General features: G+C 70.1%; 13 protein-coding genes and 1 tRNA gene. 7 read left to right on the top strand and 7 right to left on the bottom strand.

The features are described from left to right. The first annotated feature begins 52 nt into the window (after positions 1 to 52). The gene (locus ACIPY5_RS19290; protein WP_400973699.1) at positions 53 to 1333 is read left to right on the top strand and encodes a serine hydrolase domain-containing protein; all 1281 of its coding nucleotides are present in this window, start codon (positions 53 to 55) and stop codon (positions 1331 to 1333) included. Positions 1334 to 1409: 76 nt separating this feature from the next. Next, positions 1410 to 2426, top strand: a complete 1017-nt coding sequence (locus tag ACIPY5_RS19285) for a magnesium and cobalt transport protein CorA (protein WP_309340078.1) — start codon at positions 1410 to 1412, stop codon at positions 2424 to 2426. A gap of 6 nt (positions 2427 to 2432) precedes the next feature. On the opposite strand, the gene ACIPY5_RS19280 is transcribed toward ACIPY5_RS19285, so the two are convergent. Continuing rightward, complete coding sequence (locus ACIPY5_RS19280; protein ID WP_400973696.1) at positions 2433 to 3473, bottom strand: YeiH family protein; 1041 nt, start codon at positions 3471 to 3473, stop codon at positions 2433 to 2435. A gap of 70 nt (positions 3474 to 3543) precedes the next feature. Between ACIPY5_RS19280 and ACIPY5_RS19275 the strand changes: the two genes are divergently transcribed. Then, on the top strand, positions 3544 to 4515 hold the full coding sequence (locus ACIPY5_RS19275; protein WP_400973694.1) for a LysR family transcriptional regulator: 972 nt from the start codon (positions 3544 to 3546) through the stop codon (positions 4513 to 4515). A 31-nt stretch (positions 4516 to 4546) separates the two neighbouring features. Next, a complete protein-coding gene (locus ACIPY5_RS19270; RefSeq protein WP_400973691.1) occupies positions 4547 to 5839 on the top strand; it encodes a cation:proton antiporter in 1293 nt (430 codons plus the stop codon). A 30-nt stretch (positions 5840 to 5869) separates the two neighbouring features. Here the strand turns inward: ACIPY5_RS19270 and ACIPY5_RS19265 are convergent, their stop codons facing one another. From ACIPY5_RS19265 to ACIPY5_RS19255, 3 genes are read right to left on the bottom strand one after another with little or no spacing between them, the layout of a single operon-like run. Continuing rightward, the gene (locus ACIPY5_RS19265; RefSeq protein ID WP_400973688.1) at positions 5870 to 6190 is read right to left on the bottom strand and encodes a hypothetical protein; all 321 of its coding nucleotides are present in this window, start codon (positions 6188 to 6190) and stop codon (positions 5870 to 5872) included. A gap of 55 nt (positions 6191 to 6245) precedes the next feature. Next, on the bottom strand, positions 6246 to 8780 hold the full coding sequence (locus ACIPY5_RS19260; protein ID WP_400973685.1) for a bifunctional lysylphosphatidylglycerol flippase/synthetase MprF: 2535 nt from the start codon (positions 8778 to 8780) through the stop codon (positions 6246 to 6248). 46 nt (positions 8781 to 8826) lie between these two features. After that, positions 8827 to 10125 carry an alpha/beta hydrolase-fold protein gene (locus ACIPY5_RS19255; RefSeq protein WP_309339792.1) on the bottom strand — a complete coding sequence of 433 codons (1299 nt, stop codon included), beginning with the start codon at positions 10123 to 10125 and terminating at the stop codon, positions 8827 to 8829. A 105-nt stretch (positions 10126 to 10230) separates the two neighbouring features. Here ACIPY5_RS19255 and ACIPY5_RS19250 point away from each other — a divergent pair, with 105 nt between their 5' ends. Both ACIPY5_RS19250 and ACIPY5_RS19245 read left to right on the top strand, forming a co-directional pair. After that, a complete protein-coding gene (locus tag ACIPY5_RS19250) occupies positions 10231 to 11619 on the top strand; it encodes a glycine--tRNA ligase (protein ID WP_400973682.1) in 1389 nt (462 codons plus the stop codon). 8 nt (positions 11620 to 11627) lie between these two features. Beyond that, a complete protein-coding gene (locus ACIPY5_RS19245; protein WP_400973679.1) occupies positions 11628 to 12320 on the top strand; it encodes an SGNH/GDSL hydrolase family protein in 693 nt (230 codons plus the stop codon). A 24-nt stretch (positions 12321 to 12344) separates the two neighbouring features. Here ACIPY5_RS19245 and ACIPY5_RS19240 read toward each other — a convergent pair whose 3' ends face one another. Continuing rightward, a complete protein-coding gene (locus tag ACIPY5_RS19240; RefSeq protein ID WP_400973677.1) occupies positions 12345 to 13004 on the bottom strand; it encodes a trimeric intracellular cation channel family protein in 660 nt (219 codons plus the stop codon). A gap of 115 nt (positions 13005 to 13119) precedes the next feature. Beyond that, positions 13120 to 13194: transfer RNA gene (locus ACIPY5_RS19235), tRNA-Gly, on the bottom strand. A gap of 468 nt (positions 13195 to 13662) precedes the next feature. Between ACIPY5_RS19235 and ACIPY5_RS19230 the strand changes: the two genes are divergently transcribed. Continuing rightward, entirely contained in the window at positions 13663 to 14304 is a 642-nt protein-coding gene (locus tag ACIPY5_RS19230) for a polysaccharide deacetylase family protein (protein WP_400973674.1), read from the top strand. Between the two features lie 33 nt (positions 14305 to 14337). Here the strand turns inward: ACIPY5_RS19230 and ACIPY5_RS19225 are convergent, their stop codons facing one another. Then, positions 14338 to 14775 carry a hypothetical protein gene (locus ACIPY5_RS19225; RefSeq protein WP_400973671.1) on the bottom strand — a complete coding sequence of 146 codons (438 nt, stop codon included), beginning with the start codon at positions 14773 to 14775 and terminating at the stop codon, positions 14338 to 14340. Positions 14776 to 14790 lie beyond the last annotated feature (15 nt).

Genomic DNA, 14790 nt, shown 5'->3' with positions numbered 1-14790 from the left:
ACGGCACCCTGAGACGGGCCGCTTACAATCGTGAGGAATGTCAGGGGGGCGAATGCGTGGGATCACAGGGCGTCGAGTGGGGGCGCTGGTCGCCGGTGTCGTTGCGGCGACGCTGGCGCTGAGCGGCTGCTCGGGCGGCGCGGAGACCCCTTCGTACACCCCGAAGCCGCAGGTGCAGGGCGAGCTGCCGTCCGAGATGAAGGACCAGATCAAGGCGGCCGTCACGCGCGCCATGGCGCAGAGCGGCTCGAGCGGTGCGATCGTCGGCGTGTGGGCGCCGTGGGGCGGGTCCTACGTCGCCGGCCTCGGCACGGTCTCCGTCGAGGACAAGACGCCGGTGAGCACCGACATGTCGTTCCGCATCGGCGACGTCACCCGGCTGATGACCTGCGACGTGCTGTATGCGATGGCCGACGCGGACAAGGTCAAGCTCGACGCCTCGATCACCGAATACGTCTCCGGCGTGCCGGATCTGCAGGACGTCACCCTCCTCGACCTCTGCAACGGCACCGGAGGGATCGGTTCCTCCCAGTCCACGGTGATGCCGATGCTCCTGGGCAACCCCGCGCGCGAGTGGGATCCGAAGGAGCTCGCGTCCTACGGCCTCGCGCAGAACCGCACCCCTCCGCGCACCGGCTACCGCGATTCCGACGCGGGCTACCTGCTGCTCGGCCAGGCGCTCGAGCGCGCCTCGGGCCAGACCGCCGCGCAGCTCATCCGTCAGTACGTGACCGCGCCGCTCGGGCTGAACTCGACGTCGCTGCCCGGGTCCGCCGCCGCGGCTCCCACCCCGTCCCCCGCACTGAAGGGGTTCTACACGCCCCAGGTCGACGGCGCCTACCAGTGCGCGAAGCCCACCGACATCACGGTGAGCTCGTCGAGCAACGGCTACACGGACTCCGGAGCGGTCTCCACGATCGAGGATCTCGGCCGGTACATGCAGGCGGAGGCCGCGCAGGCGCTGCGACTGAAGAAGACGCCGAAGCGCTTCGGCGCGCCGCTGCAGGTCGCCGAAGGCGCACCGAGCTGGTACCAGACCACGGGCGGGGCGAAACTGGTCGGATCCATGATCGGGCAGCACGGCAGCACGCCCGGCTATCTGACGGCGGCCTACGCCGACCCGGCCACCGGATTCACCGTCGCCGTGGTGCTGAACGACTCCACGGCCGGCGACGCGTTCATCGGCGACCTCGCGTTCGAGCTCGCGGCGCTCGCTTCCAAGGCGCCCGCCGCCAAGGGCGCGAAAGCACCGGAGTTCGCGCTGCCGTTCACGTCGGACGACTACGCTAAGGCGGTCGACGGCGCGGCCATCTGCCCGCTGCCGCAGGGCTGACCGGCCCGCTCGACGCCTCCCCGCGCTTCGGCGGGCCTGCAGAGGCCCATGCACGCGCACGACCCGAGGAGCAGCCATGGCGATCGTCGACAACGGCATCTATGTGGACGGCGTCCGCACCGACACCCCGCACACGCTGGATGAGACCTTCCAGCTCATGCACGCCCGTGGGGGCATGGGCTGGATCGGCCTGTACCGACCCAGCGAGGAGGAGGTGCGTCAGGTCGCTGCGGAGTTCGGGCTGCACGAGCTCGCGGTCGAGGATGCCCTGACCGGTCATCAGCGCTCCAAGCTCGAGCGCTACGGGGAGACCCTCTTCATCGTCCTGCGCCCCGCCCGCTATCTCGATGTCGCGGAGGAGGTCGAGTTCGGCGAGCTGCACGTGTTCGTGGGCCCCAACTTCGTCGTCACCATCAGGCACGCCGAGACGCCGAGCCTGAGCCGGGTGCGCGGGCGCATGGAGCAGGACCCCGAGCTGCTGGCCCGCGGCCCTGAGGCCGTGCTGTACGCGATCCTCGACGAGCTCGTCGACGAGTACTCGCCGGTGCTCGCGGGGCTCGAGAACGACATCGACGAGATCGAGGCGCAGCTGTTCCTCGAGGAGTCCGACGTGACCCAGCGCATCTACGAGCTCTCCAGCGAGGTGATCGACTTCCAGAAGGCGACCCAGCCGCTGCAGCCGATGCTGGAGAACCTGCTGCGCGGATCCGCCAAGTACTCCGTCGACCTGGAGCTGCAGCGCTATCTGCGCGACGTGCTGGACCACATCCTGACCCTCTCCGAGCGGGTCTCGACCTTCCGTGCGAACCTCGACAACGCACTGACCGTGGAGGCGACGATCGTCGCCCGGCGCCAGAACGAGGAGATGCGCCGGATGACGCAGGAGAGCATCCGCCAGGGCGAGGAGGTCAAGAAGATCTCCAGCTGGGCGGCCATCTTCTTCGCACCGACGATCGTGGCCGGGATCTACGGCATGAACTTCGAGGCCATGCCGGAGCTGAAGTGGGCCGCCGGCTATCCGATGGCGATCGGCCTCATGGTCGGCGGCGCGTTCGTGCTGTACCTGGTGTTCAAGAAGCGCGGCTGGCTGTAGGGGGCGTCATCGTCCGAAGCCCGTCAGCGCGATCACGGTGAGGGCGGTGGCCGTGACCAGGATCCACAGGATGGCACCGAGCAGGAGCGGCCGCCAGCCGGCGCGGCGCAGCGCCGCGACATCGGTGGACAGGCCGATACCGGCCATCGCGGTCGCGATGAGGAACCCGCTGACGTGCACCATCGCCGCACGGGGACCCGCGGGGATCACCCCGAAGGATCCGACCACCGCGACGAGGAGGAATCCGACGAGGAACCAGGGCACGAGCCCGACCACGCCGCGCAGCGTCATCCGCCGCCCCTCGGCGGCACGGCGCGACTCGATCACGGAGAGCCCGATCGAGATCGGGATGATCATGAGGGTGCGCACGAGCTTGACCACGACCGCGTAGCCGAGCGCCGCCGCGCCGAAGACCCCGGCCGCCGCGACGACCGAGCTCGTGTCGTTCACGGCGGTGCCGGCCAGCAGTCCGAAGGTGTGCGGATCCATGCCCAGGGCGTGGCCGAGCAGCGGGAAGAGCACCACGGCGAGGATGTTGAAGACGAAGATCGTCGAGACCGCGTACGAGACCTCGGCGCTCAGCGCGCCGATCACGGGGGAGACCGCAGCGATCGCGGAGGCGCCGCAGATGCCGGTGCCGACGCCGATCAGGGTGCGCAGGCGCTGCGGCACCCGCAGTGCGCGGCCGATGATCCACGTGCCGAGCAGACAGACGGTGAGGGTCGACAGCATCACGGGCAGCGACTCCGCGCCCACGCGCAGGATCGCGTCGAGCGAGAGCTGGGCGCCCAGGAGCACCACCGCGACCTGCAGCAGGAACTTCCCCGAGTACTCCACCCCGGGCTGGAAGCGCGCTCCGGGTCCGCGGATCACGGCGGCCGCCACACCGATCACGATCGCGGGCAGAGCGGATCCGAGCACGGGCACCGCCGCGCCGATCAGGGTCGCGACGACGGCGATCGGCACCGTGAGCGCGAGCCCCGGCAGCACGTCCGCCCCTCGCAGAGCGAGGCGGAGCGGGAGCGTGCGGGCCGGGCGGAACATCATGGATCCAGACTCGCCCGGCCTCGGGCTCCGCGGTATCCCGCGGGACCCGATAGGGGTACAGTCATGGACTGTGACGAATGCGGTGACAGACGGGACGATGCCGGACATCGGATCGCTCGAGCTGCTGGTCGCGGTCGTGCGCACCGGCTCGATCTCGGGTGCGGCACGGGAGATCGGCGTGACCCAGCAATCGGCGTCCGCACGGCTTCGTGCGGTCGAGCGCCAACTAGGCCTGTCGCTGTTCCACCGCACGCCCTCGGGCACCAGGCCCACGCTCGAGGGCGAGGTCGTCGCCTCCTGGGCCGACGATGTCCTGGCGGCGGTGGGAAGGTTCCGCGCGGCGACCCGCACACTGCGCGGCGAGAGCACGGCACGGCTCACGGTCGCCGCGAGCCAGACGGTGTCCGCCCGACTGCTGCCGCTGTGGCTGGTCGCGCTGCGCCGTCGCCAGGTCGAGGCGGGACGCACCCCGACGGCGGTGCAGCTGCTGTCCGGCAACAGCACGGATGCCGCAGCGCTCGTGCGCGACGGGCAGGCCGATCTCGCGTTCATCGAGTCGTCGGAGGTGCCCGCGGATCTCGGTGCCACGACCGTCGACCACGACGAGCTCGTGCTCGTCGTGGCACCGGAACGGGCATGGGGGCTGGAGGGTCCTGTGACCTTCGCGGAGGCCGCGGACGAGGCGCTCGTCGCGCGCGAGCAGGGCAGCGGCACCCGGCGCGCCTGGGAGGACGAGGTGCGCCGCAGGCTCGGCAGGGATGCGGCGGAGCCCGCGGTGGTGCTGCCGACCTCGGCCGCGGTGCGCTCGGCGGTGGCGGGCGGGCTGGGCGCCGCCATGATGTCCCGCCGCGAAGCGGCCGACGACATCCGGCTCGGCCGGCTCCGCGCGGTGCGCACGACCGGGGAGCCGGTCATCCGCCCGATCACGGCGCTCTGGCGCGGGGGAGCGCGGGACCTCTCCGCCGCCGGCCGGGAGCTGATCGAGGTGGCCGTGACGACCGCGCAGGAACAGGCGGTGAGACGGGGCCGCCCGGCGCGGTAGTCTCGCCTCGTCACTCCCGGAAGGAAAAGGGATGCCCTCGCTCCTGCTCTTCGGCCTCGTCGCCGTGCTTCTGTGGTCGCTCGTCTCGCATCGCTTCGAGCGCTGGGGCGTGGCAGGACCGGCGATGCTCCTGGTGCTCGGAGCGGCATCGACCTTCTGGAATCTGAACGCCTACCAGACGACGCTCGACTCCCCGATCACGGAGAAGGTCGTCGAGATCATTCTCGCGATCCTGCTCTTCGCCGATGCGACCGAGGTGCGCGGCGGGATCTTCGGCGGCGAGGGGCGGGTCACCGCGCGCCTCGTGCTGATCGCACTGCCGCTGTCCCTCATCCTCATCGCGATCGCCAGCGGCGTGCTCATGCCGGAGTCGTTCGCCGTGATCGGCGTGATCGCCTGCGTGATCATGCCGACGGACTTCGCGCCCGCGACCCGGCTCCTGCGCTCGAGGCTGCTCCCCGAACGCATCCGGGCGATCCTGAACGTGGAGAGCGGCTACAACGACGGTCTCGTCTCGCCGATCTTCGGCATGGCGCTCCCGATCGCCGTCGTGCTCTCGCCCATCATCCGTCAGTTCGCCGCGACGGGATCCGACACGCTCACGATCCAGGACAAGGACCTCGGGCACAGCGAGGAGAAGTTCCTCGAGGCGTTCTTCAACGCGGTCCCCGCGACGCTCGTGGCCGTGGCGATCGGGGTGGTGCTCGGGGGGCTGGTCGGGCTCGCCCTGCGCGCCGCGCGCCGTCGAGGAATCGCGGACGAGGGCGGGGCGCGCTTCGTCATGGTGCTGCTGCCGCTCATCGCCTACGGCATCGCGACGATCCCGGTGCTCGAGGCGAACGGCTTCGTGGCGGCGTTCGTCGCGGGGCTCATCTACCGCGTCACCCGCACGCGCGGCATGGAGGAGCGCGTGATCCCGCACGCCGAGTTGCTGCTCGTGGAGGAGGTCGGCACCCTCACCGCGAGCTTCGTGTGGTTCATGCTCGGCGGCGCGGCGCTCCTCGTCTTCACGACGCCGTTCGACTGGCAGGTCGCGGTGATCGTGCTTCTGGCCCTCACCCTGTTCCGCCTCGGACCGGTGTACCTGTCGCTCATGCGCAGCTCGGTGTCCCGCGTCGACCGTGTCAAGATCGGACTCCTCGGCCCGCGCGGCACCGCCACGATCGTCTTCGGCCTGCTCGCCTACAACGCGCTCCCCGAGGAGGACGGCTACCTCGTGCTCACGATCATGGTGGTGACCGTCGTCGGCAGCATCCTGCTGCATGGCGTCGCCGCCCCCTTCGCTCTCCGCGCGCTCGAGAACAGGCGCGTGGCGCGCGCCTGAGCGGCGGGGCGAGGTTTCGGCTGATGGTCGTCAGGTGAGCCCGCCGAAACCGAAGACCTGCAGGTAGCCGGCGACCGCCACTCCGACGGCGATCAGGCTGAGCGCCATGCCGGCGACGGCCCAGCGCTTGCGGCTGCCGCGGAGGAGAGCCACGACGCTCAGGACGATCGCGACGATCGCGAGCGCCCCGACGGCGAGCCCTCCCAGCAGCGTCGTGCTGAGCAGCGCCATCCCCATCGACGGCACCGTGAAGAGTGCCACCGTGAGGACCGCGACGGTGCAGGCGAAGGCTCCGAGGATGCACGCCGCGGTCGCCAATCCGGAAGCGGGTGCGGGCGCTGCGACGGTCATGCCGTGACTCTAGTCCGCGGGGGTGCGCCGGTGGGCGTCGTGTGCGGGCTTCCCCTCAGTGGTCGCCGCCGCGCCCTGTGATGGTCTGCACGAGCGCCAGGTACTCCTTCGGTGTGGCGTGCGGAAGGTAGGCCTCTCCGATCGCGAGTCCGATGTTCGCGAGCTGCGCCGGATCCGCGTAGGCCATGTGGATGGTCTCGTACCGCGGGTTGAACTTGCTCTTGAACCGGAACAGCGAGGTGAACCCGTACGCCGGCTCCAGCATCCGCCCGAGCCATTCCAGCAGGCGGCTCATGACCGTCGGGTCCCCGGGCTCCTCGCCGGGCTTGGTGGCCAGCGGGGCGCCGGAGAGGCTCATCACCTCGGCGCCCTGCTCCTTCATGTGCAGCGCCGCCGACGCGATGACGAACTCCATGATGCCGGGCATGGATCCGTCTCCTCGGCGCATGAAGTCGATGGTCCAGCCGGTGATCCTGCCGTCGGTCCAGCTGGGCAGCCAGCTGGTCGTCGCCTCGATCCCGCCGTCCTTGTTGATCGCGAGGAAGATCCCGACGTCCGGATCCTTGAGCTCGTCCATGCCGCCGAGCGTGAAGCCCATCTCGGGCAGCTTCTTGTTCGCGACCCATTCCTCGCTGACGGCCTCGATCTCGGCGGTGTATTGCGCCGGCAGATCGTGCCAGGTGGACCACAGCGTGGTGATGCCCTCGCGCTGGCCGCGGTTGAGGGGCTGGCGCACCTTCTGCCAGGCCTTGCCGGCCAGCTCCAGCCCGGGGAGGTCGAGCACGGTCTCCTCGCCCACGGACATGTGCTGCCACCCGAAGGACTGGAAGATCGGCAGGTACTTCTCGTGGAAGCTGTAGAAGCAGGCGGACCAGCCCTGCGCCTCGCAGTGCGCGACGAATCCTTCGATCGTCACCCTCTCGGCGCCTTCGGCGCAGACCGGATCCGACATCGTGAGCGCGACGCCCTTGATCACGCGGTAGGCGACCGCGCCCCGGCCGTCGGGGGTGAACCAGTAGGCATTGCCGGGCCAGGTGCCCATGAACCCGAGGGTGCCGCCGCCGCCCGCCTGGAGCAGCGACCGGAACTGCGCCTCCTCCGTCGCGGCCCGCTGCAGCCGCGTGGCGCGGTACAGCCGGATCATGGCGACGGTGAAGACGAGCCAGAACGCGACGCCGATCCACTGGTAGGCCAGCAGCGACGGTCCGTCCATCGGGATCGCGTCCTCGGTGACGTTGGGGAGGAACCCGGCCGGAACAGAGGGGAGGAGCACGTCGGCGAACAGCGCGCCGAAGGACACGTGCTCGCCGAGGTAGTCCTGGGGGCGGGCGAGGGCGATGGCGAAATAGGCCGCGGTGAGCACGAGCCAGGCGCCGATGACCGTGACGGCGAACTGCCCCGCCGCGCGGCGCGGCGCCGCCACCCGGAACCGGCGACGTGTCACGAGCAGCAGGACGATCACGGCGAGGGGCAGGGCGACCGCGAGCAGCACGAGCACCATGAACTCCACGCCGACTTCCGCACGGGCCTTCGCGTCGAGCAGGTCGCCCGGCGAGAGCGCGATGGCGGTGCCGATCGCGGTGCCCGCCTTCGCGACGAGCGCGAGGATCCACGCGGCGCGTCGTCCGGTCCGCAGTCCCCAGGCCGCGAGCAGTGCGAGCAGGAACGGCACCAGGCTCACAAGGAGCGGCCCGGCGCCGGCGGTGAGGATCGCCGAGGCCTGGTTCGCGCAGGCGCTGGTGAAGTTCTCACCGCACGAGGCGTCGATCCCGTTCGAGGTGTCGGCCACGAAACCCGACAGCACGAGGCTCAGCGGCGCGTCGTAGTTCCCCGAGATGAGCACGATGAACGGCCCGAGGCCCGTCGCCGCGACGATCGCCGCGACGAGCGTGCGCACCTCGCGGTACGAGCTGCGATGCCAGGATCCACGGGCGGCGCCGCGGGCGAGCAGAAGCCCGAGCAGGAGACCGAGCACGGCCGCGATGAGGCGGAACACGCTGTCCATGTCGCCCGCGTAGAGCACGAACATCACCAGCACCGTGAAGCCGATCACCCGGATCCGGCGCTGCCACAGCGCGGGTGCGAGAGCCGTAGCCGACATCAGCATGCCGATGATGCCGATCGACGGGTCGGCGACGAACTCGTCGCTCTTCATCAGGGCCCAGATCGTGCCCCAGGCGTTCATCACCGCTTGGACGCCGAGTCCCAGCAGCACGGCGACGACACCGGTGGCGAAGAACGCGATCATCGCCCGGACCGTGCCGAGACGCCGTTCCGCATAGGCGCCCGCGGTCAGGGCGAGCAGGATCGCGAGCACCGCGGCGATCAGCGAATCGGGGATCAGCAGGGCGGTCGCGGGGGTCCACCACCCGCCCCACTCCCACGTCGACTGCGATCCGGCGGCGAGCTCGGTCGGGAACTCGCCCCAGAACGTGCCGAACCCGAGCCCCGTGCCGAGCACGATCAGAGCGAGGACGACGCTGAACGGGTTCGCGCGCAGGTACGCGGCGAACGCACCGGTCTTCTTCGCGGCGGGGGGAAGGTCGGGCGTGACCGTGGCGGCGGACGGGGCGGGCTCGGAAGCGGTCATGCGCTGCTTTCTGCGGGAGGCGTGGTCGCGGTGCGGAGGAATCGTGTCAGGGCGAGAGCCCGAGCCGCTTGTACAGCAGCTGCATCGCGTAGGGGATACCGCCCGTGAGGGCGTCCTGCACGTGGCCCGCGCCGGGGACGGTGTAGTAGCGCGCGTCGTAGCCGGCCTTCTTGGCGAGCTCCACGTTCTTCTGCACCCCGGGAATGAATCCGTGGTCGTTCTCGCCGACCGTGAAGACCGCGAGACGATCGGTGAAGGCGCCGGGGTGAGCCTCGATCCCCGCGGCCGGCTTGTTCTGATCGAACTTCGCGAAGTCTCCGTCGAAGACCTTCGCGATGTTGTCGCGGGATTCTTCGACACCCGGGTACTGGTCCGGGGAGATCGCGATCACGCTGGTCCAGATGTCGGGGCGATGAGTGGCCCAGGTGAACGCGCACGCCCCGCCGTTCGAGTAGCCCATGATCGTCCAGGCCGAGTGGTCCAGGATGACGTTGAGCTGCTTCTCCGCATAAGCCGGGATGTCGGTATTGAAGTAGGTCGAGACGCTGCCGTAGGCCCGAGAATCCACGCACATGGGATCCGCTCCGGATGTTCCGAGCTGATCGGCGATGATGACGATCGGCGCGAGGCCCTTGTTCTCCTTCGCCATCTTGTCGAGCACCGGGGTGATGAAAGTCGGCTCCGGATTGCCCGGGTAGCCCATCATCAGGACGACGAGGGGGAGCCGTGGGGGGTTCTTGGTCAGGGCCGCCGGCGGCAGGTAGATCGTTGCCGGGCGTGGGGTGAAGCCGCCCGTGGACGGGATGGCGTGGGCCCCGCTCAACAGCGCCGTCTGACCCGTTGCCGGCATACCGGCGGGCGGCGTCCAGGACTGGTAGAGCGGGCCGCTGGAGGTCTGGGTCGGCGCCGGCTTGGGCAGCCCGTCGATCTGGTCCTCGGTCGAGATCCCGAACATCGACCCCACGGTCTTGTTGATCCCGAACGCGGCGTTGACGCCGAGGGTCGTGGACAACAGCGCGAGGATCACCACCAGCACCGCGACGATCTTTCGCCATGCCCGACGCTCCCACAGGGAGACGATCCCGACCAGCGCCGCGGCGAAGCCCGCGGGCACCCAGAAACTGCACGCGAACGGCAGCTGTCCGCCGAAGGCGTCCGTGGCGTTCGCCCAGATAACCAGGGCGACGCCGCCGCCGATTCCGACCGCCAGGGCGATCACGATCCGCCACAGCCACGCAGGGGTCGGGCGGCGGACCAGCAGCACGATCACGCCGACGATCGTCAGGCCCCAGATCGCGAGCGGGAGCGGCCCGTCGATGACGCCGAGCTTGAAGAACCAGGTCACAGGAGGCTCCTTGTCCGTGGGCCGGCATGTCGGGGGCGAGGCACGAGCGACTATAGTCCTGCCGTTCGCGCATCCCTGCGCCGCCCCGTGAGACGAGGAGACCCCATGGAACAGTCGGAGCGGCTCGAAGCCGCCATCGCACTCGCGCAGCATCGCGGGTTCGTCTTCCCCTCGGGGGACATCTACGGCGGCACGCGCTCAGCCTGGGACTACGGCCCCTACGGGGTTGCCCTTAAGGAGAACATCAAGCGCCAGTGGTGGAAGACGTTCGTGCAGCGCCGCGGCGACATGGTCGGCTTGGACTCGGCGATCATCCTCCCCACGGCGGTGTGGGAGTCGTCGGGGCACCTCAGGGTCTTCAGCGATCCGCTCACCGAGTCGCTCGTGACGCACAAGCGCTATCGCGCCGACCACCTGTTCGAGGCCTATGAGGAGAAGCACGGGCACCCGCCGGAGAACGGCCTCGCCGACATCCCGGATCCGGAGCACCCGGACAAGGTCGGGCAGTGGACGGAGATCAAGATGTTCTCCGGAATGGTCAAGACCTACCTCGGCGTCGTCGATGACGAATCGGGCCTGCACTACATGCGACCGGAGACCGCCCAGGGCATCTTCACCGACTTCAAGGCGGTGCAGCAGACCATGCGCCGCAAGCCCCCGTTCGGGATCGGGCAGATCGGCAAGGCGTTCCGGAACGAGATCACGCCGGGCAATTTCATCTTCCGCACGCGGGAGTTCGAGCAGATGGAGATCGAGTTCTTCGTGCAGCCCGGCACCGACGAGGAATGGCAGGAGACGTGGATGGACCTCTGCTGGAAGTGGTTCATCGGCCTCGGTGTGGACGCCGAGAACATCCGCTGGTTCGAGCATCCCAAGGACAAGCTCGCGCATTACTCGAAGCGCACCGTCGACATCGAGTACCGGTTCGGCTTCGTCGGATCCGAGTGGGGGGAGCTGATGGGCGTCGCCAACCGGACCGACTACGACCTCTCTGTGCACCAGGACAAGTCCGGCAAGGACCTCTCCTACTTCGATCCGGCGACCAATGAGAAGTACATCCCCTACGTGATCGAGCCGTCGTTCGGCCTCACCCGCGCGCTGATGGCGTTCCTCGTCGACGCCTATCACGTCGAGGAGACCACGACCGCCGACGGCAAGACGGACAGCCGCACGGTGCTGAGACTCGACCCGCGCCTGGCGCCGTTCAAGATCGCCGTGCTGCCGCTGTCCCGCAATGAACGTCTGGTTCCGACGGCCAAGGAGGTCGCCGACCAGCTCCGCGAGCACTGGGCCGTCGACTACGACGACGCCCAGGCGATCGGCCGCCGCTACCGCCGCCAGGATGAGGTCGGCACGCCGTATTGCGTGACGGTCGACTTCGACTCGCTCGAGGATCACGCCGTGACGGTGCGCGATCGCGACTCGATGCAGCAGGTGCGCATCCCGATCGATCAGCTGGTCTCGCATTTCGCGGGGCTTCTCGTCGGGGTCTGAGCCGGCGCATGCCGCGCAGGGCGCGCTCGCGGGTCGCCGGGGTCGTGGCGGGCATCGTGCTCGCGGCGACCCTCGGCGGGTGCGCCACCGCGCCCGCGCCGCCGATCACGCCGGCCCCGAGCGGCACGGCGGGGAAGCTCCTGGTCGCGGTCGGCAACTCCTTCGTCGGCGGATCCCCGATGGACTCGGGAACGGCTCGCCGCTGGCCGGGGCTCGTCGCGACGCGGCTCGGCATGCGACTCGACGTCATCTCGGCCGGTGCCTCCGGATACGCAGATCCCGGAGATCACGACTTCACCTACCGCGACCTCGTCCGAGAGATCCCGTCCGACGCGGACGTGGTGGTCATCATGGGCAGCGACGACGACGCGACGCATCCGCCGGAGGAGATCGAGCGCGAGGCGCGGGTGGCGCTGGGTGAGGCGGTCGTGCGCGCTCCGCACGCGCAGATCATCGTGACCAGCACGCCCTGGGTCGAGAAGGATCCCGATCGCGGGATCCTGAACACGCGCGACGCCGTCCGAGCGGTCGCGACGGAGCTCGGTCTGGAGTACATCGACGGGCTCGGAACCTGGCTCGTGACCGGCCCTCCGGGGCAGATCGGCGCCGACGGGCTTCACCCGACCGACCTCGGCCATGCCCGGCTCGCGGACGCCCTGGCGGGGCCTATCCGTGCGGCCGCGGAGCGCGCCGGGGGCTGAGTCCGGAGGCTACGACGCCCGGGCTCAGATCCCGAGCCGGGGCAGCTGCCAGTCGAAGACGACGGCCAGCAGACGCAGCAGGAACGCGACCAGGAAGCCGGCGAGCAGGGCGAGTCCGCGTGCCCGCGTCCAGCGCAGCAGCATCCCGGTGGTGAGCGCTCCGGCCAGCGCGGCGGCGCCATACACGCTCTGCGACAGCACGAACGGGATGCGGTTCAGGAGCACGTCCCGCACCAGGCCTCCGCCCGTGGCCGTCATCGTGCCGAGGGCGGCGACCACCCAGAGGTTGGCGCCGCGTGAGGCCGCCTTCTCCGCGCCGCCGACCGCGAACAGCGCCAGACCCACAGCATCCGCGGTGGCGAGGGCGAGGGCGGGGATCTCGTCGATCGCGGCGAGCACCCCGAATGTGAGGAGCGACGCACCGAGGGCGACGATGATCCGGGTCCGCGAGGAGAACGCGGCAGGCGGAAGGTCGCCGAGCAGCACATCGCGCAGGATGCCGCCCGCGAGCGCCACGATGAAGCCGACCACCAGCACGCCCAGCAGATCCAACCCGGCGTGCGCGGCGGCCGCCGCTCCTTCGACGGCGAACAGCCCTGTCGCCACGATGTCGACGGCGTCGAAGAGGCGCGTGCTGACGGCAGGACGGTGCAGAGCGGCGGGCGCGGGTGCGGTGGTCTTCACGAGGACATCACAGCACCCCGCGGCGGGAGGTTCCGGATCATCGCGGCGCGGAGGATCCGGTTCCGCCGTCGGGGGAGAGGAGGAACGGCCCCCGGCGATGCCGGCGGCCGTTCGTTGGAGCGAGTGGCAGGAGTTGAACACTGCATCTTCGACCGGGAAGGCCAACATTCTGACGTTGAACTACACTCGCGGGGCGTCCCCTTGCGGCGACTGCGAAAAACTTAGCACCGCGGTGCCTCGCGCACATCGGTCGCCTACGGTGAAACCCGTAGCCATGCCGAGACGGGATTCCGCACGCCTCGCTGAGCGGGAACCCGCCCCATCAGATCCCGGTCGCGAATACGGGCAAGCACGTACGACTTCTGTCGTGCCGCCCCGGGATTCCGCACCCTCGTGCCGGTGTCGCGGAAGGGAATCGTGGAGCACCCCTATGGTGTGCGGCATGGGGCGGAGCGGGATACGGGGGGCCAGTGCGTGGGGGCGTCGGACGTTCTTGGGGGCATCGGGGCTGGCATTGGGCGCGCTGCTGACATCGTGCGATGCGACCCGGGAGCCGACTGCTCCCGCGGGCGCCGCATCGCGCACGCCGTCTCCGGCACCCACCCTGACGCGCAGTCCCACCCCGACGCCCACTCCGACGCCGCCCTCGGCTCCGACGGTGACGAGGGTCCCGGCGCCGCAGGAGGCGTTCACCGGCCTGCCCGGCGAGGGGAACCTTCTCGCCTGGACCGTCGACGACGGCACCGATCCGGCTGTCGTGCGCGCCTACGCGCAGTTCGCGCACGAGACCGGAACCCGGCTCACGCTGTTCGCCACCGCGTCGTACACCGCATGGGCGGAGAACGTCGACGTGCTGGCTCCGCTGGTCGCTTCAGGCCAGGTACAGATCGGCAATCACACCTGGTCGCACCCTGACCTCACGTCGCTCTCGGACCGGGGCATCGTGGACGAGCTGCAGCGCACGCACGATCGGATCGGCGAGCTGTTCGGCGTGGACGCCCGCCCGTTCTACCGGCCGCCGTTCGGCTTCCACGACCGCCGGGTGCGCGCCGCCGCGGCGTCGATCGGCTACACCGCGCCGACCCTCTGGTACGGCTCGCTCGCCGACTCCGGCCTCATCCCCTCGGAAGAGATCGTCCGCCTCGGACATGAGTGGCTGCTTCCGCAGCACATCGTGATCGGGCACCTCAACCACCGGCCCGTGACGACCGTCTTCCCTCAGCTCGCCAGGATCATCGCGGAGCGCGGGCTCGTCACCGTCACGTTGAACGACGTGTTCACGAGCGAACAGCACCCCTGATCCGCATGTGCCCCGGGGGCGGGGCCGCGGCGCTCAGCCCTCCGCGGGCTGCCGGGTGTAGACGCCGCGCACGAGCGGCGACGGCTCGGCGTCGGCCGGCACGGCGGTGTCCAGCTCGAACGCGAGTCGATCGCCGTCCACGCGCAGCCGGGTCACGGTGCGGCCGCGATCGGAACGGCGCTCCAGCACCAGGGCATCGCCCTCCCAGGTCGCGGATCCGGGCGCCGTGGGCGTGAAGCCGTAGGTGTCGAACCACCAGAACCCCGTCCCGGCGACCACGGCGTGCGCCACGAGCGGTGCGCCCTCGGCGCCTTCGCGCGATTCGACGTAGTCCAGGAGGATGCCGTCGGGGCCGGGCTCGACGCTCAGCGCGCCGCGGGCGGATCCGGCCGCCGTCCAGGCGGTCGGGAAGAGCTCCTCCGTCCCCGTCCAATCGCCGAGCAGTTCCCTGAGCCGTGGATCCGGTGCCATGCCTGCGAGCCTACG

The sequence above is a fragment of the Microbacterium sp. NPDC089698 genome (assembly GCF_044749045.1).
Classification (GTDB): Bacteria; Actinomycetota; Actinomycetes; order Actinomycetales; family Microbacteriaceae; genus Microbacterium.
The sequence above is the reverse complement of the archived record's forward strand: the minus strand, read 5'-3'. Positions and strand labels throughout refer to the sequence as shown.